Source organism: Fibrobacter sp. UWP2 (assembly GCF_900141705.1).
Classification (GTDB): Bacteria; Fibrobacterota; Fibrobacteria; order Fibrobacterales; family Fibrobacteraceae; genus Fibrobacter.
The window spans coordinates 32,958-53,735 of the sequence record NZ_FQYM01000022.1 but is presented as its reverse complement, the minus strand read 5'-3'; the positions used below and the strand labels follow the sequence as shown (position 1 = coordinate 53,735).

Sequence of the window (20,778 nt, the reverse complement as noted above, 5' to 3'; positions counted from 1 at the left end):
CTTCAAACTGCCCGGCGGCCTCTCGGGCCTCCGTCCCCTTCGATCCGGGGTCTTGTGGACCGCTCGTCTCGGGAGTGGTGCCAATTATAGAATTTAACGAAACTTTTGCAAGGGGTCAAGTAGATTTTTTTTCATATTTTTTCATTTTTTTGCTAAAAACCGCATAAAAACTAGACATACCCAGCCTCGGCACACACTATAAACACTCTATTCACATGAATTTTCAACAGGCCCTTCTATATTATTGACTTACAAAGGTTTACAAAAGGGAACCCCGAACAAAAAATGGTATAAAAACCACCCGAAGGCATCTCCATTTACACACAAATTAAATATTTCGCAAGGTTAATTTATCCTAAATTACTTTGTATTTACTTCGCAAATGCAGCAAATATTTTTTTGCATAGTGGAATAAGCCACATCCATATTATTTTAATCTATCCATAACCTAATGAGTTTGTTGCATTAAGCAGATTGAATTTGCTTTGCGATAGTCTCCGCAGGATTCGAATTCAAATCCAAATCGACCTCGGTGGATTCTACCTGCCAACGGAACCAGGTGAGCTGGCGTTTGGCGTAGTTGCGCGTTTTGCGCTTTACTCCGTCCAATACGGCATCAACATCGCGATCTGTTTTTGCCGCAAGAAGTTCACGGTAGCCCAGGCTCTGCCAGGCAGGCGCTGCAAGCGGCACGGTTTGAGCCAAACTGTGGACTTCGTCCATCCAGCCGTCCGCCATCATTTGGTCCACACGTGCATCGATACGGACGTAGAGGTTTTCGCGCGAGCGGTTCAGCCAAAACACGGGGAGTTTGCCTATGCCGCCCTCGCGCTCTTTTTGCCATTCCGAGAGTTTGCGGCCTGTGCCCTGCCACACCTCGAGCACGCGCACAATACGCTGCACGTTGTTTGAATCGACATTCGCCATGGCCTCGGGATCCGCCTCTTTCGCCATTTTGAACAAATTAATCAAACCCGAACCCAAAGCATCGCGTTCCAAGTTTTCGCGGACTGCGGGGGCTATTTTGGGAATCTTAGGGAGACCCAGCATGAGCGATTGCAAGTACAGGCCGGTTCCCCCCACCAAGATGTATTTTTGCCGCGGACTGCTTTGCAGGAGCCTATTGACATCCTGGCAGAAATCGCCCGCAGAGTAGGTTTGCATGGGGTCGAGGAAATTCACCAGGTGATGACGCACCTTGGCAAGCTCCGCCGGCGCGGGCTGTGCCGTTCCGATGGCAAAGCCCCTGTACACCTGACGGGAATCCACGCTGACGATTTGGGCATGGAATTTTTCGGCAAGTTCCAGCGCCAAGCTCGACTTACCGATTCCAGTGGCTCCCACAAGTGCAATCACGATAGGCATACGCCGTTAATGTAGCTATATTTGAGCCAGATGAATAAAGTGAAACACATTCTTGCCATATTTATCGTTCTCGCGATATTGGCGACGGCAGCCTACGTATTGCAACAGACCGACCTCGGGGCGCGCCTGCTGCAGCACAAGGACGCCGAACCCGAGATGGTCGCCGACTCCGCGGCCGTCCAGGACACCACCCCGTTCGTTGACAGATTCAAAAACCAGCTCGAAGTCATCCAATCCAGCTACTCTAAAAGGAAGAAACGCGACTTTTGGACCTTGGGCAAGGGACGTACGATCATTTATTACCTGTTGCAGGCGCAGCGTTTTTTGAAGGCGAACGGTGGCAAGGTGCTCTACATGGAAGAAATCCACGACGACGTGGGAACCCAGGCCGCCAAGCTTGACGCCCTAACCCCGGACGGCGACACGCTGAACATCACCCTGCAGGTTTCGGAGAACGTGTTCCGCGACAATGCCTCGTACCTCGCGATTGCCTTCCAAGTGACCCGACTCACACCGGAACTGATCGTCGCGTTGAACAGTCTCGACTTTCCCTACGACCTGATGATCACCCCGTTCGGGATGGGCGATGGGTTCTTCCCCGACTTGGACCGCATTAAGAACAAGGAACTGGTGCTGTGGCTGTTGATGGAATCCCAGAGCTTGGACTCCCGCCACAACAAGCTGCGCCCCATCCGCATCCACCACACGCAGCAGCAAATCGAGAACATCATTACCGAGGCGAAGGCGCTGGTACCGAGCGCGAAGGGGATCGCCACGCGCTTTGCCGAGCAGGCGGTGGAGCACAAGCAGCTTTTGCAGGCGACGTTCGCCCCCGCCAAGGAACAGGGACTTTGGTTTGCCGACCTCTCGACGAACCAAAAGTCGAGAACGCAGGAAACCTGCGAGGACTTTGGCATTAAATGCAAGCAAATTTCGCCGTACAACCCCTCGAACAGCACGCTGGACGACTACGTTACGCGCAGGCTCCGCGCCGCCTCCAAAAGCGGGATGGCGGCCATTGTAGTCCCCCTCAGCACCGAAAGCGTGGCTAAAGTCAAATCGATTAAGGATAAAACGGCCAAGCAAGGCACCACCATCATAAATTTATCTACCTTTATGGCGTATTAACAAGGAGACCGTAATGAGCGCAAAACTTGGAGTCAATGTCGATCACATCGCCACCATCCGTGAAGCCCGCAAAATCAGGGAACCGGACCCGGTCACGGCGGCCCTCATTGCAGAACTCGCCGGTTGCCACGGCATTACGGCCCACCTGCGCGAAGACAAGCGACACATCCAGGACCGCGACATCCGCCTGCTTCGCGGCACGGTGACCACCAAGCTCAACCTGAAAATCGCCCCGACGGCAGAGATGCTCCAGTTCGCGACGAACGTGCAACCCGACCTGGTGACGCTCGTATCCGAGAACCGCCAAGAAATCACCACCGAGGGCGGGCTGAACGTCACCGCCAAGATTGACGAACTCGCCAAATTCGTAATGACTCTCAAGAGCAACGACATTGCCGTATGCGTATTTATTGAGCCCGAGACCGAACAGGTGAAGGCGGCCAAGAAAATTGGCGCCGACTTTGTGGAATTCAACACCGGCAAGTACGCCGCCGCCTGCGACCTCGGCAGCATCCAGGAAGTGGACCGCGAAGTCTCGGCCATCGAGGACATGACGGTTCTCGCCCGCAAGTACGGGCTCCGCGTGCTCGCCGGCCACGGCCTCAACTACCGTAACGTGGGCGCCATCGCCGCAATCGAGGGCATCGAAGAAATCAACGTGGGCCACAGCATTGTGAGCCGCGCCGTGTTTGTGGGCATGGAAAAAGCCGTAAAAGAAATGTTAGAGGCCATTCGCCGCTAACGCGGCGACGGCAATGTGAAAAGTGTAATGTGTGATGTGAGATTTCCTCATAGAGGATAACTCTACTAAGGTGCTAAAGCACCATGTATCGTTTAAGACATTCCACACTTCACATCAATCACTACACATTGATCAATAATCCTCATACTTCACGTCGTGAAGTACAAGTCCTTGTGGCGGCGCCCATGTGCGTTCACCCTTAAATTTTTTTTCGAATATTTGATTTACCGTTCCCTCGGGGAATCGCCCTCGGCCTACATCGAACAAGGTCCCGACCATCGCGCGTACTTGGCGGTGCAAAAAGCGGTTCCCCTTGATGTGGAAAACGCAAGTCCATTCGTTTACACGTTCTAGGCGGAATTCGTACAAAGTACAGAGCGTCGACTTGCCGTCGTTCCTGGGGATGCAAAAATCGATAAAGTCGTGCTCGCCCAAAAACGAAGCAGCTTCGCGCTCCATGGCGTCGAGATCCAGGTGCAGAGAACCGCACTCCCAGCCGTACTCGCGCATGAGCGCGACCGGGCGCGTGAAGATGGTGTACTGGTAATAGCGCTGCACCGCATCGTAGCGGGCGTTAAAATCGTCGGCACAACGTTCCAAATCGCGAATGCGGATGAGCCTCTTGGTGAGGCCGTTAATGGAATGCACCGTCTTTAACGGGTCCAACTCGCCGTCGTAGTCAAAGTGTACGCACTGGCCGCGGGCGTGCACCCCCGTATCGGTACGGCCCGAACCCGTAAGCCGAATGGGCGTACGGAGCGCTATCGAGAAAGCTTCCTCGAGCGCAGACTGGACTGTGATGAACTTGGTCTTGCCCGCCTCGTTCTGGACCTGCCATCCGTAAAAGGCGCTGCCCAGATATTCGCAGCGGAAGCGGTAACGCATAAAACTAGCCGCCCATCTCCTGGGCTTCGCGGATAATGGCTTCCACCTGTTCTTGCGGGATCTTCAAGTTGGTCGCGATGGCCGAAGCGGGGAAACCGCGGCGGGACATTTGCAATATCTTGGTCTTCTCGGTGAACTCGCGGTCAAAGCGGTTCGTCTTCATGGGGGAACTGCCCTGGATGCTGGCGTCACCCGTAGTGTTGTGGCTCTGGGCGCGGATCTTCATGGTCCTGTCGCGGGCGACACCGCGCGGGGAACGGAGCACGTCGGAAAGCGACTGCATGGCGCTGGTGATGCGTTCCTTTGCTGTGGGGCGCAATGTCGGCTTGGCGTCGAGGTCCTCCGACAAGATTTTATTCTCGGGAACGCCGTTCTCGTCCTCAAAGACCACCTTGGGCTTTTCAGTCACCGTGGGCTCACCCACGACTTCGTCCAAAATGGAGCGCTTTTGCGGGCGCGGACGCGGCGCCATGAGCGTCGGGTCGTTCTCGAAACCGTTCTTGGGCTCCTTGAAGCGCTGCTCCGCCTTGAGGGCTTCCAGCTTTTGCGTGAGCACCTTTTTGCGGTGGCTCAACGCCATCAACAAAATCACACAGAAGGCGACGGCGGCGACGCCACCGGCAATCCACAAAACCGTATCGTTCGAGAATCCGCCCAACGACTTTCCGTCTTCGCCCGGTTCACCTGCACCGGGGGCGGAACGCATGGCGTTCAAATTCTCCCAAGACGTTTCCAGTTCGGTACGAATGGCCAGCTGGGCATCGGGCTTGTCGGCAGATTCCCACAGGAGGATCTCTAGCGAATCAATCTTGGCACGTGCCTGCAAATAGGCTTCGGCGTCAAAGGACGATCCCGTCCTGGAAAAATCCATGAGCAAATACGCAACCACCCCAGCAGCCAACACGAATAAAACAATGGGAGCGAGAATTTTCTTCATACAAGCCACAATGTAGAAAATAATTCCGCCCAGGGCCCAAAGGCGCCCCGCGGAAAGTTTTTCACAAGCCTCTTTTTCTCAAAAAAACGGGAAAAATGTTCCCGAAAGCCGTTGTTCCCATTGAGAAGTTCTCAACACTTTCAACGGTCGGAATGCAAAAAAGGATGTTTTTGCCTTCTCAAAATGGTATCTTATGGTCAAGAACTCTTTGTTCTCCTCCTAACCCCCAAAAAAAATCCCTCAGCCTAAAAGCCGAGGGGTTTTTCCGTTTTATAGCCTTTTTTGGCGGTTTTTCGTCAATTCTTCTTTTTGAGGAAGACTATGGCGAAGAAGATGGTGAATATCAGGGATGCCACCAGGAACGCCAAAATGGAGGTCGAGGCCAGTTCGCCAATGGTGCGAAGCCCCTTGTGCTCAACACCCAAAGCCCCGGCAAAACCCGCCGCCGTGGTAACGGAACTCGCCATCACCAAGCGGCCAATGTTGTCGACAAGCATGCGCGGCGTCATGGACGGGTCCTGGGACCAACCCACCAGCAGATGGATGGTCGAGTCGATGGCAAGGCCCAGCACCGCGGGGATCACCACCACGTTGTAAATGCCGATGTGCCCAAGACCTATGGTCACGTTCAAAACGCCCAACAAGCCGGCACTCCACAAAAGACCTATGAGGAGCGAACCCGCCGAGATAAGCACCAGCTTCAGCTTGCGCAACGAGAGCGCCAGGATGGCGATAATCACGAGAATCACCACAAAAGCCATGCGCATGGAATCGTACTTCACGGCGCGCACCACGTCGGCCAAGATGAATTGGCTGCTGAACACCTTCAGTTTTTCGCCGCCGAATTCCCAATGGCCATAACGATCTTGCCACTCGCCCGCCTCGCGGGCGTCGGAACTGTTGTAGCGACCGTAAATAAAGCCAATCTTGCCGACGCTGCCGTCCTTTTCTTTGAGCAGGTCCACCGCCCACTCGGGCAGGGAATCGACCGTGAACGGAGCCACCTCCTCAGCCAGTTTGCGGAGCGTCGCGATGTTTACGCTGTCGTCGCCCGTAGCACGGTCAAACACGCGGGCCTCGGCAAGTTCCTTGATTTCGTCAATCACCTCCATACGCTCTTGTTGGTCCTTTTGCGAAGGCATAAACGTTTTGAGCGTGAGGAAGCTGCGGAGCGTGGAATCGTGCTCCACGTGCATGCGCACCATGAGCGTGTCGTACAGGGAATCCAGAAGTTCGGCGCGGGTCGCCATCACAGCCGCCGGCGTGGAACTCTTGCGGTTACTAGCAAGGGCGTTACCCGTACTGATGGACTTCCTCGTCTCCTGCACGTTCTCCTTGGGCGGGCGGCGCAGGTTCTTGAAGTTGTACTCGAATTCCAGGTAAGGCGTAAAGCACAGCATCACAATGGAGAAAATGCCTCCGGCAATGGCGGCGCGCCTAAAGAAACGCATCACCTTGTCGTCGTCCCAAGACTTGGGGAAGAACGAGTTGCGCGGGCGCGGCGGGAGCCCACCTGCCACAAAGATGAACACCGGCATGGCGAAGATGGCCGTGGCAAAACTGAAGAATATGCCCACCGCCGAGATGACGCCGAACTCGTAGAACCCGACAAACTTGGCAATCAAGAGCGAGAGGAGCCCAGCAATGGTGGTGAGAGCGGCAAGCGCCATGGGGCGGAGCAAACGGGCAACACTTTGTTCCATGGCAAGCTTCAAGTCGCCACAGGCCGTGTAGAAGCGCTGGCACGTTCCCATAAAGTGAATCGAATAGTCCACACCCATACCGAGGATAATGCTTGTCACCAGCACCGTGAACGGGTTCAAGGCACCGTAATAGAGCGTGGTAAAGCACATGGTGAGCGAGCAGGCCAAAAGCACCTGGGCAAGCATCAAAAGCGGAGCCTTGACGGCGCTGCGGAAGAAGAAGGCAACAATCAAGAAAATGAGCACCACGGCAATGACCATCGAGATGGTGCTGTCGCTCATGATGTCGTTTACCTCGTTCAGTCCCTCGTAGGAACCTTCCATGGTGATGAGTACCGGCTGGCCGTAATCGACGCTGCTGAATTTTTCAATCAGGGTGTCGGAACGCGAAATAATGTGCTTCACAAAGTCCACGTCGGTGGATGGACGGACCAGCTTGCACTGCACTACGCCGTTGAAGAGAGTGGAGTCGTGCTTGTCCTCGCCAATCAGGCGAGTCTTGAGTTCCTTAGGCAAATTGCGCTTGGGGCCCTCGTCCTTGGCGGTCTCGGCCCCGTTTTCATCCTTCTTTTTGAAGAACGACTCAAAGGCATCGGCGGCCTCGTCGGGGAGGCCAAGGGCCTGCGGCAGGTTGGCGTCGAACCACACGCGTTCCTTTTTGGCGGGCGCGGCGGAGTCGGCAGAAGAACTGTCGCTCGCAGCCAGGAGGTCCACAACCAGCGGTCCGTTTTTGCGGCCAATTTCGAGCTGGATGTCTTCGAGGTTGTCGCGGATACGTTCCAGATGCTCGATGGGCAAATAAATCAGGGCGTTCTTGGTAAAGAAGGCATTGTCGTTTTTCACCTGCGGCTTGCTGATGATGTCGTCTTGCCAGTTCGCGTTGATGTATTCCTGGATGCTGTCCTGCAGGCGAGCGACCAGGTACGGGTCCTTCGCCTGGATGGCGATCATAAAGCGGTCAGTGCTGCCAAAGCGCTGATACGATTCCTCAAGGGCGATTACGCTGGGAGTCCCCTCGGGCAAAAGCGTCGCCAAGTCCGTGTGGATTTGCAACTTCAGCACCGTGGGAATCAGGCTCAAAACAAGGATGGCTATGATTACCAGGAACGATTTCCACTTGTTCCGTTCAACAAAATTCACATAATGCGCGGCAAAGCGCTCTATTTTACTTTGGTTCATTTGCTATTTCCTAATGTCACTGTTTTTGCAGGGCGTCGGCCAGGACCACGCGGTTGCCGCCATTGGTCTCAGCCATTTGCATTGAGGCATGGGCCGCATATATCAGCGTTTCGGCATCGACGGCGTGCACCGGCAGCACAGAAACGCCCAAGCTGAGCGTCGTCGCCAAAATGATGTCGCCATAGCTGACCTGCAACTGGGAAATCTCGTAACGAATCTTTTCGGCACGGTCGCGCGTAATCTTGTAGTCGGCGCCCGGCAAGATAATGCAGAACACGTCCCCTTCGTAACGGCACGGGATGTCCTCGGTGCGGATGAAGTTCGGGAGACGTTGCCCCAGCTCCCAGAGCATCTGCTCCACGGCATGCCTTCCGCGGGTCTTTTGAATCTCTTGGACGGCGTCCGGGCAAAGCATGATGATGCCGATCGGGGTCCCGTGACGGGCGGCGGCAGAAATCTCGCGCGTGAGGGATTCTTCCATGTAGCGCTTGTTGAAAAGACCCGTGAGCCCGTCCCGAATGCTGTGTTGCTGGAAACGCAAATTCAAGTTCTGGTTCGCCACATAGAGACCAAACGTGGCAGCTACGATGCTCACCTTCGCCTTCCAGAATTCCAGGGTCTCGCCCTCGGGTATCTTGTCGACCTGGATGGTCAAGATGCCAAAATGCTCTTCTAGCCCCTCGATGGGGGCGCAGAAGGCAATCCCCTGCGGGTGGTGGTGCAGGTGGGTGCAACCGCCATCGGACTTGCCCGAGGCAAAGTCGGTTATTACGATGTCGCCCTTGTTGAAGCTCGCGCACTCAGCGGGCATAATCACGTCGTCGCTCACCACGAAGTCGCCAAACGAGAATATTTTACGGAGTTCCGACTGCACATCGCCATACATGTAGAGGATGCCGGCGGCATTGGGGAACAAAAGCGGCAAAGCCTTTTCGAGGGCGCCCACCACCTCGGGGAACGGGCGATTCTTGAGGATTTCCTTGCAAAAGGCGTTCCACGGCTCCAGCGGGAAAACGGGGCGTGCCGCCGCGTCCAGTTTCTCGAACACTTCCTTGGCGGGCATGGCGCCCGGCGGCAAAATGCTCTCGAACGGATTCTTGACGGGGACGGGGGAATCCGCCTTAGTCTCTTCGTCGCCCACAGTCGGGACCACAGGGATGTATTCCGTCTTGGGGGCGGACTGTTTGGCCTCATTCAGGGATTCCACGTAATTTTCTTCGGCTTCCTGGAACTTTCGCTTGCAAGAGATAAAGTAGATGAACCATACCACGGCGCCCCAGGCGCCCACAAAGACAAACTTGCCATAGAGCGGGATGTTTGATTCGGGGATAAAATACGACCCGACGACACCACCGGCAAAAAGGACAAGGAATAAGAAATAAGATAGGAAGCTCATACCATAAATTTACACAAAATTTTTGGACGATGTCAATGGGATACCGACAAAATGCACAAGTAACGTCCTCAAAAACAATAACGCCGCGTACCGGGCGGATTCTTTTCTAAATTGGGGTTTATGACCATTCTCGAAAAAATCGCCTTGGCGCTTCCTGCCGTCGAAAACCCCGCCTCTCACGAGACCGCACGGCTCTTGTCGCGGGCCTAAAATTCTTGAATGGAGCCGTGCTCTCGCCACCGCCCCTTGCTTTAGGCAAGGGGCTTTGTGGCTCACGGCGTACCGGGCGGATTTTTTCTAAATTGGGGTTTATGACCATTCTCGAAAAAATCGCCTTGGCGCTTCCTGCCGTCGAAAACCCCGCCTCACACGAGACCGCACGGCTCTTGTCACGGGTCTAAAATTCTTGAATGGAGCCGTGCTCTCGCCACCGCCCCTTGCTTTAGGCAAGGGGCTTTGTGGCTCACGGCGTACCGGGCGGATTTTTTCTAAATTGGGGTTTATGACCATTCTCGAAAAAATCGCCTTGGCGCTTCCTGCCGTCGAAAACCCCGCCTCACACGAGACCGCACGGCTCTTGTCACGGGTCTAAAATTCTTGAATGGAGCCGTGCTCTCGCCACCGCCCCTTGCTTTAGGCAAGGGGCTTTGTGGCTCACGGCGTACCGGGCGGTTTTTTTTCTAAATTGGGGTTTATGACCATTCTCGAAAAAATCGCCTTGGCGCTTCCTGCCGTCGAAAACCCCGCCTCACACGAGACCGCACGGCTCTTGTCACGGGTCTAAAATTCTTGAATGGAGCCGTGCTCTCGCCACCGCCCCTTGCTTTAGGCAAGGGGCTTTGTGGCTCACGGCGTACCGGGCGTTTTTTTTTCTAAATTGGGGTTTATGACCATTCTCGAAAAAATCGCCTTGGCGCTTCCTGCCGTCGAAAACCCCGCCCGGTACATGGGCGGCGAAGCCAACAGCGTGGTGAAGGACCACAGCAAAATGCTCGCCCGCATGGCGTTCGTGTTCCCGGACACCTACGAGATTGGCATGAGCAACAACGGCATCCGCATTTTGTACCACGTGATCAACCGCGAGCCCGACCTGCTTTGCGAAGTGAGTTTTGCCCCGTGGGATGACATGGCGCGAGAAATGCAAAAGTACGACATCCCGCTGTACACGCACGCAAGCTACACGGCGGTGCGCGACTACGAAGTAGTAGGCATGACGCTGCAGACCGAGCTCAACTTCACGAACGTGCCCTACGTACTGGACCTGGCGAGAATCCCCGTGTGGAGCCGCGACCGCAAGGAAGAGGACCCCATCGTGGTCGCCGGCGGCCCCTCAATGGCGAACCCCGAACCCGTCGCCGACTTTTTTGACGCCTTCATGATCGGCGACGGCGAAAAACTGATTGTCGAATTTATTCGTTGCGTGGGCGAAGGCCGCAAGGCGCACCTCCCCCGCGCCCAGATTTTGCTTAACTTGTCTAAAATTGACGGCGTATACGTCCCCAGCCTGCGCACGGTTGTAAAGAACGAATTTGGGGTTCTGGTACCGGCGGAGCCCGCCAAGGGAACCTACCAGAACACGAACGGCGTGCGCCGCCAGTTTATCCCCGTGATGGACCCCAAGGACTACCCGGTGCGGAACCTGATCGCGAACATGAGGCTGGTGCACAACCGCTTTAGCGTCGAGGTGATGCGCGGGTGCGCCCAGGGCTGCCGTTTTTGCCAGGCGGGCATTTGGTACCGCCCGTGCCGCGAACTGGACCCCGACGACGTGCTGGACATCGCCAAGGCGGGACTCAAGGCGACCGGTGAACGCGAGCTCGGGCTTTTGAGCCTCTCGACCGCCGACTACAAGCCCGTGGAAGCCCTCACCGACTCCATCATTGACGACCCGTTCTACGACAACGTGGATGTGAGCCTGCCGAGCATCCGCGTGAACAGTTTTGGCCAAAGTCTTGCCGAAAAAGTGGCAGCCCTGAAGGGGGGACGCAGTGCCACCTTCGCCCCCGAAACCGGTTCGGAGCGCATCCGCAAAATGATCAACAAGACCATTAGCGACCAGGACATGTACGACGCCGCCGAGCACGCCTTCAGCAGCGGGTTCAACAAGATCAAGCTCTACACCATGATCGGCTTCCCCACCGAGAACGAGCAAGACATGGAGGCGTTCTGTAACCTCATCCAGAACCTGGTGAAAATCGGCCGCAAGCACAACAAGGGAATCCAGATCGCGGTCTCCATCGGCATCTTGATACCCAAGTCTTTTACCGGGCTGCAGTGGGCGCCGTTCATGGACAAGGACACGGCGCTCCAGCACATCAAGTACGTGCGCGAAAAGTTCTTCCGCCACCCGAACGTGAAAATCAACTGGGCCAGCTGGGAGACGAGCTTCCTCGAGGCCATCTACAGCCGCGGCGACCGAAGCCTCGCCCCTGTGATTTACGCCGCCTACAAGAAGGGCATCATTTTCGAGAGCGACACCTACCGTTTTGACTTTGAAAAATGGCTGCAGGTTTGGCAGGAGACAGGCTACGAAACCGACTGGGTGTACCGCACCCGCGAGGCAAGCGAAGTGTTTCCTTGGGACTTTATCCACGCGGGGACCACCAAGCAGTACCTGCGCCGCGAATGGGAAAAGGCGTTTGACCCGAACTCGGCACCCGTGCCCAACTGCAAGTGGGGCGACTGCCAAAAGTGCGGCATCCCCGGCTTTGGAGCCGAGATCAAGCTCGCCGACAACCCCGTGCGCCACAAGGCGCCGAGCCGCACCCCCGAAGAAATCAAAAAGCTGGTCGCCGAGCGCCGCCCCAAAAAGACGGAAGCCTTCCGCTACAAAATCACCTTCAAAAAGACCGGCATCAGCCGCTTTTTGCCGCACCAGAACATGCTGGGCTTTTTCGAGCGCACTTTCCTCTGCGCAGGCATCCCCATCAAGTTCAGCGAGGGCTTTAGCCCAAAACCGCGCATTGTGAACATGGGCGCTCTCCCGCTTGGCATGGAGACCTACTGCGAAATCATTAGCGTGGAACTGCTGCGCGAGCTCGACCTCTCGACCGAGAACAAACCAAAGCTCATCGAGAGCCTCTCGGCGCCATTCCCGCGCGGCATGGAAATCGTGGACATCGAACCTCTCAAGGAACGCCTGAGCATGCACTTCCCCACGGCGATGGTGTACAGCTACACCCCCGAGAGCGTGCCCGCCGACCTGATGGAGCGGTTCAACGCCAAGACACTCCCCACCGTCGTGAACCACCGCGGCCAGGAATTCGACCTGAACGAGCACGTGATGGAAATCGACATCCAGGGGAAAACCCTCGTCATCAAGGTCAAGTGCAACAACCAGGGGACCACGATAAGCCCCTTCGTGATATACGCAGGGCTCCTCGGGATTACCATCGACCCGACCAAGCTCGACGAAGTCTCCAGACGCTTCTTGGTGGCAAAAACCGCAATTATTTGGTAAAAAAAGACAAATTAAACTTTTTTTACCCAAAAAATTACATTTTGGGTTTTCATTTCGCCTTTAAGGATTTATATTAAAGCGCAAACTAACACTAAGGAGTTATACCTATGAAGAAAATGTTTCTTGCTGTCGTGACCTCCCTCGCCCTGTGCGGTTACGGCTTTGCCCAGGACGACGAAGACGAATACGAAGAAGAAGAAACCACCGAAGAAGTGAAGAAGGCTCCGGCAGTCGAAGAAGACGAAGAGGAAGAAGACGAAGCTCCTGCTCCTAAAAAGGAAAAGAAAAAGAAGAAGAAGTCCGCCGCCGTTAACGCAGGCGAAGGGACTCTCGGGCTCCAGTTGGACCTCGTCGACGCCATTGACAATGCCGGCCTCCAGAAGTTCTACCTGACATATAAAATCTCACCCGATATGGAACTGAGCTTGATCTTTGCTCTGTACAGCCACGGCGAAACCACCGCCGAAGCCAACGGTGTTGAAGCGGACCAGGAAGACGATTACACCCAGATCCAGATTGGTGTGGGCTTCGACTACTTTATCACCCAGAAGTTGCTCCCGATTTCCATCGGCGGCGAGTTCCTGTTCAATCACTGGGGCGAAGACAACAGCCAGATCGACATCAACATCTTGCCGGGCTTCCGCGCCAACTTGGCCGACAACCTCTACCTGACGGGCAAGGTCGGCCTCTCCATCAACTACCTCTTCTCGAGCGAAGATCAGGGTGGCGCCACGGTGGACTACAGCCGCTTGGACTTCGGTCTCAAGACTGGCTGCTTCATCAGCTGGTTCTTCCTGTAATCCGTTACAGAACATAAAATTTAAAGCCGCTCCTCTTGGAGCGGTTTTTTTGTAGACTCTTTTTCTACCCAATTTTAGAGCTAGCGGTCTTTTACTCTGCAGGTAAAATAATTTCGATGTGGCAGGTGCTCACATTGAGAAAATGCGTGCGGAACAAGTCCTTTTCGGCACGGTCGCTCACCTTCACCTGGGTGACGGCGATAAAGTCCTTGTTTTCGCGGATGTAGTCGGTAAGACGTTCGTCACGGAGGGTGTCGATTTCACCTGTAATAATAAAACTGTCGGTCCATATCTTTACTAGCATGTTTTAAATATAAAGTTTTTTATTCCAAATAAGAACGACATTCGCTTTTTTTTAACACTATTTCGTAATTTGAAGCATATATTAAGTAAATAATTAGAACATAAGGATACTACCATGGCTTCCAAAAAGAAAATCAGCCCCGTCCCCGGGAAAATGGCATACGAAAACCAGGCTTTTATGGAGAGCGACGCCGGTCGTCCGCTCCGCATTCTCTCCGAATTCTTTGAACCCGGACTCGTCTTTGAGCAGGAAGACATCAGGAACACCTTTGTTTTCTTTGGCTCGGCGCGCACCCTCCCTCCCGACGAAATAAAAAAACGCCGCAAGGGTTGCAGAGACAAAAAGGAACTCGCCCGCCTCGCCCGCCTTGAGAAGGTCGCCAACTCGTACAACGCCGCCCGCGAGCTGGGCGCCCGCCTGGGCAAGTGGGCAAACAAAAAGCACAGCGGCTTCGCCGTCATCACCGGCGGTGGTCCGGGCATCATGGAAGCCGGCAACCGGGGCGCCTCCGACGTGGGCCTGCCCTCCATCGGCCTCAACATCAAGCTCCCGTTCGAGCAGCATTTCAACCCCTATATTGACGACGAGCTGAACCTCCAGTTCCGTTACTTCTTTATCCGCAAGTACTGGTTCCTGCGCAAGGCGCGCGCCCTCGTGATTTTCCCGGGCGGCTTTGGCACCATGGACGAGATGTTCGAAATGCTCACGCTTATCCAGACCGACAAGTACGCCCAGCAGATGCCCGTGGTGGTGTTCGACTCCAAGTTCTGGAAAAAGCTCATCAACTGGAACCTATTTGTAGAGACGGGCATGATCAACAAGGAAGACCTCAAGCTGTTCCGGTTCTGCGATACCGTGGACGACGCCTACAAGTTCATTACCGAGACTCTCGAAAAACAGGGTGACGATTGGAGCCGTAAGACTTGGGAGAACGATCTCAAGCAAGCCTAAAACGACCTAGTTAGCTAAATTTGGCGCCATGATTAGAAACTTACTCGCAGAGACCTTGGACAGGGTGTCGCGCAACCTTGCGCTTCGCCCTCAGTACTCTATGCAAGAATACCAGCGGTGGTTTGACCAGAACCCAGAATTTTTGCACAATGGCGCCATGGAGCGGATTGAACTCATTGAACCCCTGACTCTCGAGGGAACCAACAACCTGTACCGTGCGAACTTCTGGATCCAGCACCCGAACGACGAACAGCACTACGGCGAACGCGAAATCGTCGTGAAGATATGCAAGTTCTGGGCTGCTCCCGGCAAAAACAGGCTCCACCGCCTCAACATGCTCTTGAGCGCCTTCCAGGATGAGATCCGCATCAACAACCTGATCCGCGCCACAAACATCGAGGGCGTGGTCCAGAGCCTGGGTGGAGGGCTCGCCGGAAGACACCCCTACCTCAAGCTAGAGTTCATCAAAGGTTGCTCGCTGGACCGCATGTTCAAAACCGACCTGACCGACGACGAGAAACTGCACCGCGTTGCCCAGATTGCCTACCTTGCGAACACAATAAGCCAGTTGCACTACTACCAGGTGATACACAAGGACTTGAAGCCCAAGAACCTGCTTTTGTGCCAGAACCCTCTGCACAAGAACAACCACAAGATCCTCATTTGCGATTTTGGCTATGCGCAGGCAAAGCTACGCGAGACCGTCAACGAATACGGCGGTCAGCTCACGCCCTGCTACAGCGCCCCGGAGCAGGCGATTATGGGAGAGAACCTCTCGTACTCGGTGGACTACTTCAGCTTTGGCATCATTGTTCACGAGTACCTCACGGGCTACAAGCTGTTCCCCAAGGCGATGGACATCTTTACGGAAGACGGTTACAGGATTACGGACCGCTACCTGGACTACATCAAGACCGGGCGCGAGAACCGCTTTGAGGACTCCCGCTTCCCCGAGCTCACCCAATGGATTGAGAACCTCACCATTTTCGACAGCTTTGAACGCATGCAGAACTGCCCGAACCTCTTTGACATCGCCCACAAGCTGCGCGAAGAGGTGAACGCCCAGGGCTACCGCGACGTGAACACCGACTTTTTGTGGAACCAGCTAAGGGAATACGGCAATAGATAGACGGGGAAGCTTTTATGAACAGGAAGGTCAAAAGGTTTTTTAGGCGCCTCAAGCCCAGCTACTACATCTTGTTCGTCCTGGTCGTTGGACTGGGACTGTTCAACGTCATTACCGCGATACACCCCAAGGCACAGCAGGAACGCCGCGAAAGGACAATCGAGCGCCTGTTCGATTCCTGGTGGGAAGAAAAGGGCGCCGCCCAGTTTATTGCAGTCGGCTTGAAGGCCGACGAAAAGACGAGGCAAGAGGAATTCGATCAGTTCCGCGAACGCTACCTCAAGCAGAACCACACCTTTATTGTGGAGGACCGCATCGCCGAAATGCGTAAGGAATTCCGCGAATGGTGGGAAATTGGCGGCGGCAAGGAACAGTACATCCAAGACCACAACATTTATCCCAACGAAAAGATATTCCAAAACGAACAGAGGAAATGGATCAAGAACTACACCGACAAGCACCTTAGATACAGTTTGGCTTTTGTCCCCAAGGACGGAGAATACCTGAGGCTTGCCACCTGCTGGCTTCTTTTTCCCGGAGTCCTCGCCTTCCTGCTTTTCGCCATTATTGGCGGGTTCGCCTTTGTGCAAACCTGCGAGCGCTGGGGTACTGCCCTAACCAGCGGCATATTTGTACTGGCGAACGTCGCCGGCGGCTACGTAGTCACCCTGCTGACCACGACCAGTTTCTTTGACCACTTCAGGGAGAACCGCCTCATGGGCGGGAGCGTCGCCATCGCCTTTTTGCTGGGCGGGACCGCCTTCGGGCGCACCAAGGACGCCGTTCCCGAAAAAATCCGCTACCTGGCCATTGCCGGGCTCGTCATCGACATTTTAGTCAACGCCTTTATTTATAGCGGCATTTACGGCGCGGTCGCTCTCGCCTCGCTCATGTTCTTTGGGCTCGGCACCATCGGCGGCATGAAAATCCCCAACCGCACCAAGAGCGAGCAAGAAAAGAACGAGGAAGCCATCGAGGCACGCCTTAAACAGCAATCGGCAAAGAACTCCATAGCCGCCAAAAAAGCGGCCACCCGCGAGCAGTTCGAAGAAGGTTTCTCCGAATTCAGGAAGGGCCACCTGGACGCCGCCCTGCAACTGCTGACGCGCGCCATGACAGCGCTTTTGCAAGAGACCCCGCCCGACAAGGAAGCGCTCCAGAGCTATGCCGAACGCATGGTGAGCCCCGACTTTTACATTGACATTTCCAGTGCGCAGTGGCTGGAATGGGGCGGCATCGCCAAAATCAAGAACCTCCACGAAACCGCCCTGATGTTCCTCGAAAAAGGGCTCCTCAACGAGAGGAACGCGACCCTCGCCCGACGCGCCCTGTACAACATCGGTGAAATCCGTATTCTCAAGAACATGAATCCGGAAGAAGGCAAGGCCCGCCTGAACAAGGTCATTGAACTGAACGACAAAGACATCCTCGCCGTCCAGGCGAGAAGGCTTTTAGACAGAATCAAATAAATCGCGTCTGGATTCTGAGTTACAGAATAAGCATCCCGTCGCCGTAGCTAAAGAGCTTGAGGCGGTTCTCGACCGCCATCTTGTAGGCGTCAAGCGTATTCTCGCGACCGTAGAATGCGGACACAAGCAATATGAGGCTGCTCTTGGGCCAGTGGAAATTGGTGAGCAGTCCGTCTATCACCTTGTACTTGTAACCCGGGTAGAAAAACGCGTGAGTCACGCCCTTTTGCGGCTTTAAAAAGCCGTTAGCGTCGGCGATGGTCTCGACCACGCGGGTACTCGTGGTACCCACGGTCACAATGCGTCCGCCTTCGCGCTTCGCCTTGTTGATGATGTCGGAGTTCTCCTTGGTGAGTTCGTAATGTTCGCCGTGCATCTTGTGCTGAGTGAAGTCCTCGACCGAAATGTTCTGGAAGGTGCCGGGGCCCACGTGAAGCGTGACTTCAGCGACAGAGACTCCCTTCGCCTTTAAATCGGCAAGCATCTGCTCGCTGAAGTGGAGGCTCGCCGTAGGCGCAGCCACCGCCCCAGCGTACTTGGCGAAAATCGTCTGGTAAGCCTTTTTGTCGTCCTCGTCATCGGGGCGGTCAATGTAGGGCGGGAGCGGCACATGGCCCTGCGCGTTCATCACCGCCTCAAGCTCCACTGGCGTCACCGCAAAGCGGAGCACGCGGGCGCCGTCTTCCCTGATGTCTTCGACCGTCGTCTCGACACCGGCAATGTTGAGCACGCGCCCAATTTGGAACGCCTTACCCGGGCGCACCTGCGCCTCGTAGCGAGCATTCCCGTTCTCGGCAGGGATAAGCGCCTGCACCAAAAGCGTCTCGACCTTGCCGCCGTGCAGCGTTTCGCCATACAAGCGTGCCGGAATCACCTTGGTATTATTTACCACAAGGCAATCGCCGGGACGGAAGAGTTCAACAATCTCCGGGGCCTTCATAATACGGCGTTCGCCGCCATGGCGCGGGCAATACAAAATGTGCGTCTTGCCCTTGCCCGCCGTGCGGGAGGCGATTAACTCCTTGGGAAATTCAAAGTTGTAATCCGAAAGCGAATGTTCCATTACATTTCTTCCAATGTATCCTTAAGAAGCTTCTTCATTTCGTCGCGGAGGGATTCCGGCTTGAGAATCTGCACATGCGGCAACATTCCCAAAAGCCAAGTTTTAAAGTCGGGCGTGACACGGATTTTCATGTCGACCACATCCCTCTTGCCGCTGTCCCTGCGAAGCACCACCGGCGGATTGAAATGCGACTTTTCGAACTGGTTCTTGAGCCAGCCATCCTTGATGAGGAGTGAAACACTTTGCACCGGGTCTGACTTCGTGTACTTGCCAAACGTGTACTTGTAATGCGTCGCCGCGTCAAACACCAAGTTGTCTTCTATAGGCTTGTTCGTCAAAGTGACATTGGAAATGTTTTCTACAAGGTAATTTTTGAACACGTTCTTTTGCGCATAGGTCTCGTCGGCCGCGACCAGGTACAAAGTATCGATTCGCATAATGACCTTGACTGGGCTCAGTTCCATGGTCTCCACTTTTTTGTCGCCGGCATGACTGTAGGTCACGCGGATCTTGAGTTTTTTGTGGATGGCGTCAAGGAGTTTGTTGACCATCACGTCCTGGATCTTGTTGTCGCTGAACGGGCCATAGTCCAGCACCAGGTCACGGTCCGTGGTGATGGCCTCGGGTTTGAACTCGTCGGGATTCGTCGTCTGCAAAGCCTCGATTAGCTTGTCGAGCAACTTGCGGTTCTTGACATTGGCAGGAGTCGCGTCCGACATGTTCTTCTTGATTTTTTCAAGCTGCTTGACAGCGCCCTGGTTAAAGTTCATCTTTTCTTCGGTCTGGATGACCCACACCGTTTCACCGTTGCGCTTGTGGCTGTGAAGTCCGCAGTTTTCGCTACGAAGCAGTTCCAAATAGCGGAATACCGTGCGGGGGCCGCGGCCAATGGCGGTCGCCAGTTGGGACACGGTCATCTCCCTTTTCAACAAATCCTTCACGGTGTTTATTTTCTCATACCCAGCCATAAGAAATCTCCTTTTTTTTGCTTAACAAATTCTCAACCTATTTTCGATGGATGCCGTCTTGACCGTTTTCACGGCGTTGAGGAACGCCCACTGCTTTTGGAAGGAATTGGCAACATGCCCTTCTAGCAAATACTTGTTGTTGTAATAACTCACGCGAATGTGCGCCCCCGACAAGCGGGAACTTACATTAAAGACGAGTTCAATATCCTTGCAGATGTTCACATTTTGCAGGGAGCTCTCGGGCACAGTCTCGATGACAAGCGAAAGGTCCTGGAGGCCCGTCATGTTGGCGATGCGGTTTTCCAAGTCCTTGGGATAATTTTCCTCCGTGCAGCACAGCCGCACTTTCGCCTTGCTGTTCTCGACCTCTACCGAATAGTCAAACACGCGGACGGTCAGCGATTCCAGCATGCGCAAAATGGCCTCCCTGATGCGTTCATCCGAAATGTAGGTCTCCATTTGCACGCGCATAAAGTCCACGCAGCCGCGGACGCGCGGCATGTTGTTGACGCAGGCGCAAAGGGCGCGCTTAACCATCAGGCTCCTGACAATGCCGTCCAGGTAAACAATCCCCTGCCCCACCGTCACAGAGACCCGGCGGGAGTCCTCGGGGAAGAGCTGGAACAGCTTGCTGCGGACCACCTCCGAAAGTTTTTCGTTGGGGATGTTCTGCATGGACTGCGGAATAGTGATGAACAAAAGCGACTTGTCGTCCAGGAGGATGGCGAGCTTGTCCTTGCCCGCATCGCTCACCAAGCCGACGGCCACTCCAAACTGGTCCCTCAAGGTGTGGTAGACATGGTCGCCTATCAGCACATGCGCCGTTTGGGCGGGAACCAGGCGGTAGCCTTCGGGAGCATTCTCATTTGAAATGACAACCTTGGAGCATTCGATCTGCTCGGGGGCATTGCCGTCATAGCTGACCTGGAAAACATCCTTGTCGCCGGTCTGGAAACAACTCATGACCACGCCCGGCTTGACGGCGCCCTTGAAGTAGAGCCAGTTCCCGGGAGACACGCGGTTGTAGCCGTAAATCTTGGCGTACTCCGTCCCCACATTGCGACGACCGAGGGAGAACTCGTGCGAAAAGGCGACAAAAGTCGTCTCGCATTCGTCGCAGCTGCATAGAAGCGGTATGTGCGCGTCCAAACCGCCGTACGTCGAGTACGGTTCCTTGGCAAACAGCCCGTGGGTCGTCACCCTGCGGCAACGCCTGCAAAAGAGCTGTTGCGAATGTAACCTATGTGGAAACTGGGAGCGCATTTTTGAGTTACTAGTTGATAGTTACTAGAATTATCAATC

General features: G+C 54.8%; 16 protein-coding genes. 7 read left to right on the top strand and 9 right to left on the bottom strand.

Features of this window, described 5'->3' with window-relative positions; translation table 11 throughout:
• Positions 1 to 465: 465 nt before the first annotated feature.
• Positions 466 to 1,365 carry a tRNA (adenosine(37)-N6)-dimethylallyltransferase MiaA gene (gene miaA, locus BUB55_RS10490; protein WP_073190938.1) on the bottom strand — a complete coding sequence of 300 codons (900 nt, stop codon included), beginning with the start codon at positions 1,363 to 1,365 and terminating at the stop codon, positions 466 to 468.
• A gap of 30 nt (positions 1,366 to 1,395) precedes the next feature.
• On the opposite strand from miaA, the gene BUB55_RS10485 reads away from it, so the two are divergent.
• Together BUB55_RS10485 and BUB55_RS10480 are read left to right on the top strand one after the other, a co-directional pair.
• Positions 1,396 to 2,493: a divergent polysaccharide deacetylase family protein gene (locus BUB55_RS10485; protein ID WP_073190944.1), complete on the top strand. Its 1,098-nt coding sequence runs from the start codon at positions 1,396 to 1,398 to the stop codon at positions 2,491 to 2,493.
• A 13-nt stretch (positions 2,494 to 2,506) separates the two neighbouring features.
• Positions 2,507 to 3,235, top strand: coding sequence for a pyridoxine 5'-phosphate synthase (locus BUB55_RS10480; RefSeq protein ID WP_073190936.1), 729 nt, complete (start codon positions 2,507 to 2,509; stop codon positions 3,233 to 3,235).
• A 132-nt stretch (positions 3,236 to 3,367) separates the two neighbouring features.
• Here BUB55_RS10480 and truA read toward each other — a convergent pair whose 3' ends face one another.
• The 4 genes from truA to BUB55_RS10460 all read right to left on the bottom strand — a co-directional run bounded on the left by truA (position 3,368) and on the right by BUB55_RS10460 (position 9,335).
• Positions 3,368 to 4,120: a tRNA pseudouridine(38-40) synthase TruA gene (truA, locus tag BUB55_RS10475; protein WP_073190932.1), complete on the bottom strand. Its 753-nt coding sequence runs from the start codon at positions 4,118 to 4,120 to the stop codon at positions 3,368 to 3,370.
• A gap of 4 nt (positions 4,121 to 4,124) precedes the next feature.
• Positions 4,125 to 5,057 carry a hypothetical protein gene (locus BUB55_RS10470; protein WP_073190928.1) on the bottom strand — a complete coding sequence of 311 codons (933 nt, stop codon included), beginning with the start codon at positions 5,055 to 5,057 and terminating at the stop codon, positions 4,125 to 4,127.
• Positions 5,058 to 5,353: 296 nt separating this feature from the next.
• Positions 5,354 to 7,939 carry an efflux RND transporter permease subunit gene (locus tag BUB55_RS10465; protein WP_073190925.1) on the bottom strand — a complete coding sequence of 862 codons (2,586 nt, stop codon included), beginning with the start codon at positions 7,937 to 7,939 and terminating at the stop codon, positions 5,354 to 5,356.
• Positions 7,940 to 7,955: 16 nt separating this feature from the next.
• Positions 7,956 to 9,335: a GGDEF domain-containing protein gene (locus BUB55_RS10460; RefSeq protein ID WP_073190922.1), complete on the bottom strand. Its 1,380-nt coding sequence runs from the start codon at positions 9,333 to 9,335 to the stop codon at positions 7,956 to 7,958.
• An 886-nt stretch (positions 9,336 to 10,221) separates the two neighbouring features.
• On the opposite strand from BUB55_RS10460, the gene BUB55_RS10455 reads away from it, so the two are divergent.
• Positions 10,222 to 12,795: a TIGR03960 family B12-binding radical SAM protein gene (locus BUB55_RS10455; RefSeq protein ID WP_073190919.1), complete on the top strand. Its 2,574-nt coding sequence runs from the start codon at positions 10,222 to 10,224 to the stop codon at positions 12,793 to 12,795.
• Between the two features lie 107 nt (positions 12,796 to 12,902).
• Positions 12,903 to 13,595, top strand: a complete 693-nt coding sequence (locus BUB55_RS10450) for a hypothetical protein (protein WP_143153011.1) — start codon at positions 12,903 to 12,905, stop codon at positions 13,593 to 13,595.
• A 91-nt stretch (positions 13,596 to 13,686) separates the two neighbouring features.
• Here the strand turns inward: BUB55_RS10450 and BUB55_RS10445 are convergent, their stop codons facing one another.
• Entirely contained in the window at positions 13,687 to 13,899 is a 213-nt protein-coding gene (locus BUB55_RS10445; RefSeq protein WP_073190914.1) for a DUF6812 domain-containing protein, read from the bottom strand.
• 114 nt (positions 13,900 to 14,013) lie between these two features.
• On the opposite strand from BUB55_RS10445, the gene BUB55_RS10440 reads away from it, so the two are divergent.
• Genes BUB55_RS10440 through BUB55_RS10430 form a run of 3 tightly spaced genes read left to right on the top strand, consistent with a single transcriptional unit; the run spans position 14,014 to position 17,445 of the window.
• Positions 14,014 to 14,850 carry an LOG family protein gene (locus tag BUB55_RS10440; protein ID WP_073190911.1) on the top strand — a complete coding sequence of 279 codons (837 nt, stop codon included), beginning with the start codon at positions 14,014 to 14,016 and terminating at the stop codon, positions 14,848 to 14,850.
• Positions 14,851 to 14,878: 28 nt separating this feature from the next.
• Positions 14,879 to 15,979, top strand: a complete 1,101-nt coding sequence (locus tag BUB55_RS10435) for a protein kinase domain-containing protein (RefSeq protein WP_073190909.1) — start codon at positions 14,879 to 14,881, stop codon at positions 15,977 to 15,979.
• 14 nt (positions 15,980 to 15,993) lie between these two features.
• Positions 15,994 to 17,445, top strand: coding sequence for a hypothetical protein (locus BUB55_RS10430; protein WP_073190906.1), 1,452 nt, complete (start codon positions 15,994 to 15,996; stop codon positions 17,443 to 17,445).
• A gap of 19 nt (positions 17,446 to 17,464) precedes the next feature.
• Here the strand turns inward: BUB55_RS10430 and queA are convergent, their stop codons facing one another.
• Genes queA through BUB55_RS10415 form a run of 3 tightly spaced genes read right to left on the bottom strand, consistent with a single transcriptional unit; the run spans position 17,465 to position 20,676 of the window.
• Positions 17,465 to 18,508: a tRNA preQ1(34) S-adenosylmethionine ribosyltransferase-isomerase QueA gene (gene queA, locus BUB55_RS10425; protein ID WP_073190904.1), complete on the bottom strand. Its 1,044-nt coding sequence runs from the start codon at positions 18,506 to 18,508 to the stop codon at positions 17,465 to 17,467.
• Positions 18,508 to 19,476, bottom strand: coding sequence for a helix-turn-helix transcriptional regulator (locus tag BUB55_RS10420; RefSeq protein WP_073190901.1), 969 nt, complete (start codon positions 19,474 to 19,476; stop codon positions 18,508 to 18,510). Before BUB55_RS10420 ends, queA begins: the two co-directional genes overlap by 1 nt.
• A 21-nt stretch (positions 19,477 to 19,497) precedes the next feature.
• Positions 19,498 to 20,676 (bottom strand): BON domain-containing protein, encoded by a 1,179-nt coding sequence (locus BUB55_RS10415; RefSeq protein ID WP_083596979.1) that lies wholly within the window; start codon positions 20,674 to 20,676, stop codon positions 19,498 to 19,500.
• Between the last annotated feature and the right edge of the window lie 102 nt (positions 20,677 to 20,778).

What these genes read in the sequence shown, in the direction of transcription:
- BUB55_RS10460 (WP_073190922.1), bottom strand. Translation starts at nt 9,335, where the DNA reads ATGAGCTTCCTATCTTATTTCTTATTCCTTGTCCTTTTTGCCGGTGGT.
- BUB55_RS10440 (WP_073190911.1), top strand. Translation starts at nt 14,014, where the DNA reads ATGGCTTCCAAAAAGAAAATCAGCCCCGTCCCCGGGAAAATGGCATAC.
- BUB55_RS10445 (WP_073190914.1), bottom strand. Translation starts at nt 13,899, where the DNA reads ATGCTAGTAAAGATATGGACCGACAGTTTTATTATTACAGGTGAAATC.
- BUB55_RS10430 (WP_073190906.1), top strand. Translation starts at nt 15,994, where the DNA reads ATGAACAGGAAGGTCAAAAGGTTTTTTAGGCGCCTCAAGCCCAGCTAC.
- miaA (WP_073190938.1), bottom strand. Translation starts at nt 1,365, where the DNA reads ATGCCTATCGTGATTGCACTTGTGGGAGCCACTGGAATCGGTAAGTCG.
- BUB55_RS10485 (WP_073190944.1), top strand. Translation starts at nt 1,396, where the DNA reads ATGAATAAAGTGAAACACATTCTTGCCATATTTATCGTTCTCGCGATA.
- BUB55_RS10420 (WP_073190901.1), bottom strand. Translation starts at nt 19,476, where the DNA reads ATGGCTGGGTATGAGAAAATAAACACCGTGAAGGATTTGTTGAAAAGG.
- BUB55_RS10450 (WP_143153011.1), top strand. Translation starts at nt 12,903, where the DNA reads ATGAAGAAAATGTTTCTTGCTGTCGTGACCTCCCTCGCCCTGTGCGGT.
- BUB55_RS10465 (WP_073190925.1), bottom strand. Translation starts at nt 7,939, where the DNA reads ATGAACCAAAGTAAAATAGAGCGCTTTGCCGCGCATTATGTGAATTTT.
- BUB55_RS10470 (WP_073190928.1), bottom strand. Translation starts at nt 5,057, where the DNA reads ATGAAGAAAATTCTCGCTCCCATTGTTTTATTCGTGTTGGCTGCTGGG.
- BUB55_RS10480 (WP_073190936.1), top strand. Translation starts at nt 2,507, where the DNA reads ATGAGCGCAAAACTTGGAGTCAATGTCGATCACATCGCCACCATCCGT.
- BUB55_RS10455 (WP_073190919.1), top strand. Translation starts at nt 10,222, where the DNA reads ATGACCATTCTCGAAAAAATCGCCTTGGCGCTTCCTGCCGTCGAAAAC.
- queA (WP_073190904.1), bottom strand. Translation starts at nt 18,508, where the DNA reads ATGGAACATTCGCTTTCGGATTACAACTTTGAATTTCCCAAGGAGTTA.
- truA (WP_073190932.1), bottom strand. Translation starts at nt 4,120, where the DNA reads ATGCGTTACCGCTTCCGCTGCGAATATCTGGGCAGCGCCTTTTACGGA.
- BUB55_RS10435 (WP_073190909.1), top strand. Translation starts at nt 14,879, where the DNA reads ATGATTAGAAACTTACTCGCAGAGACCTTGGACAGGGTGTCGCGCAAC.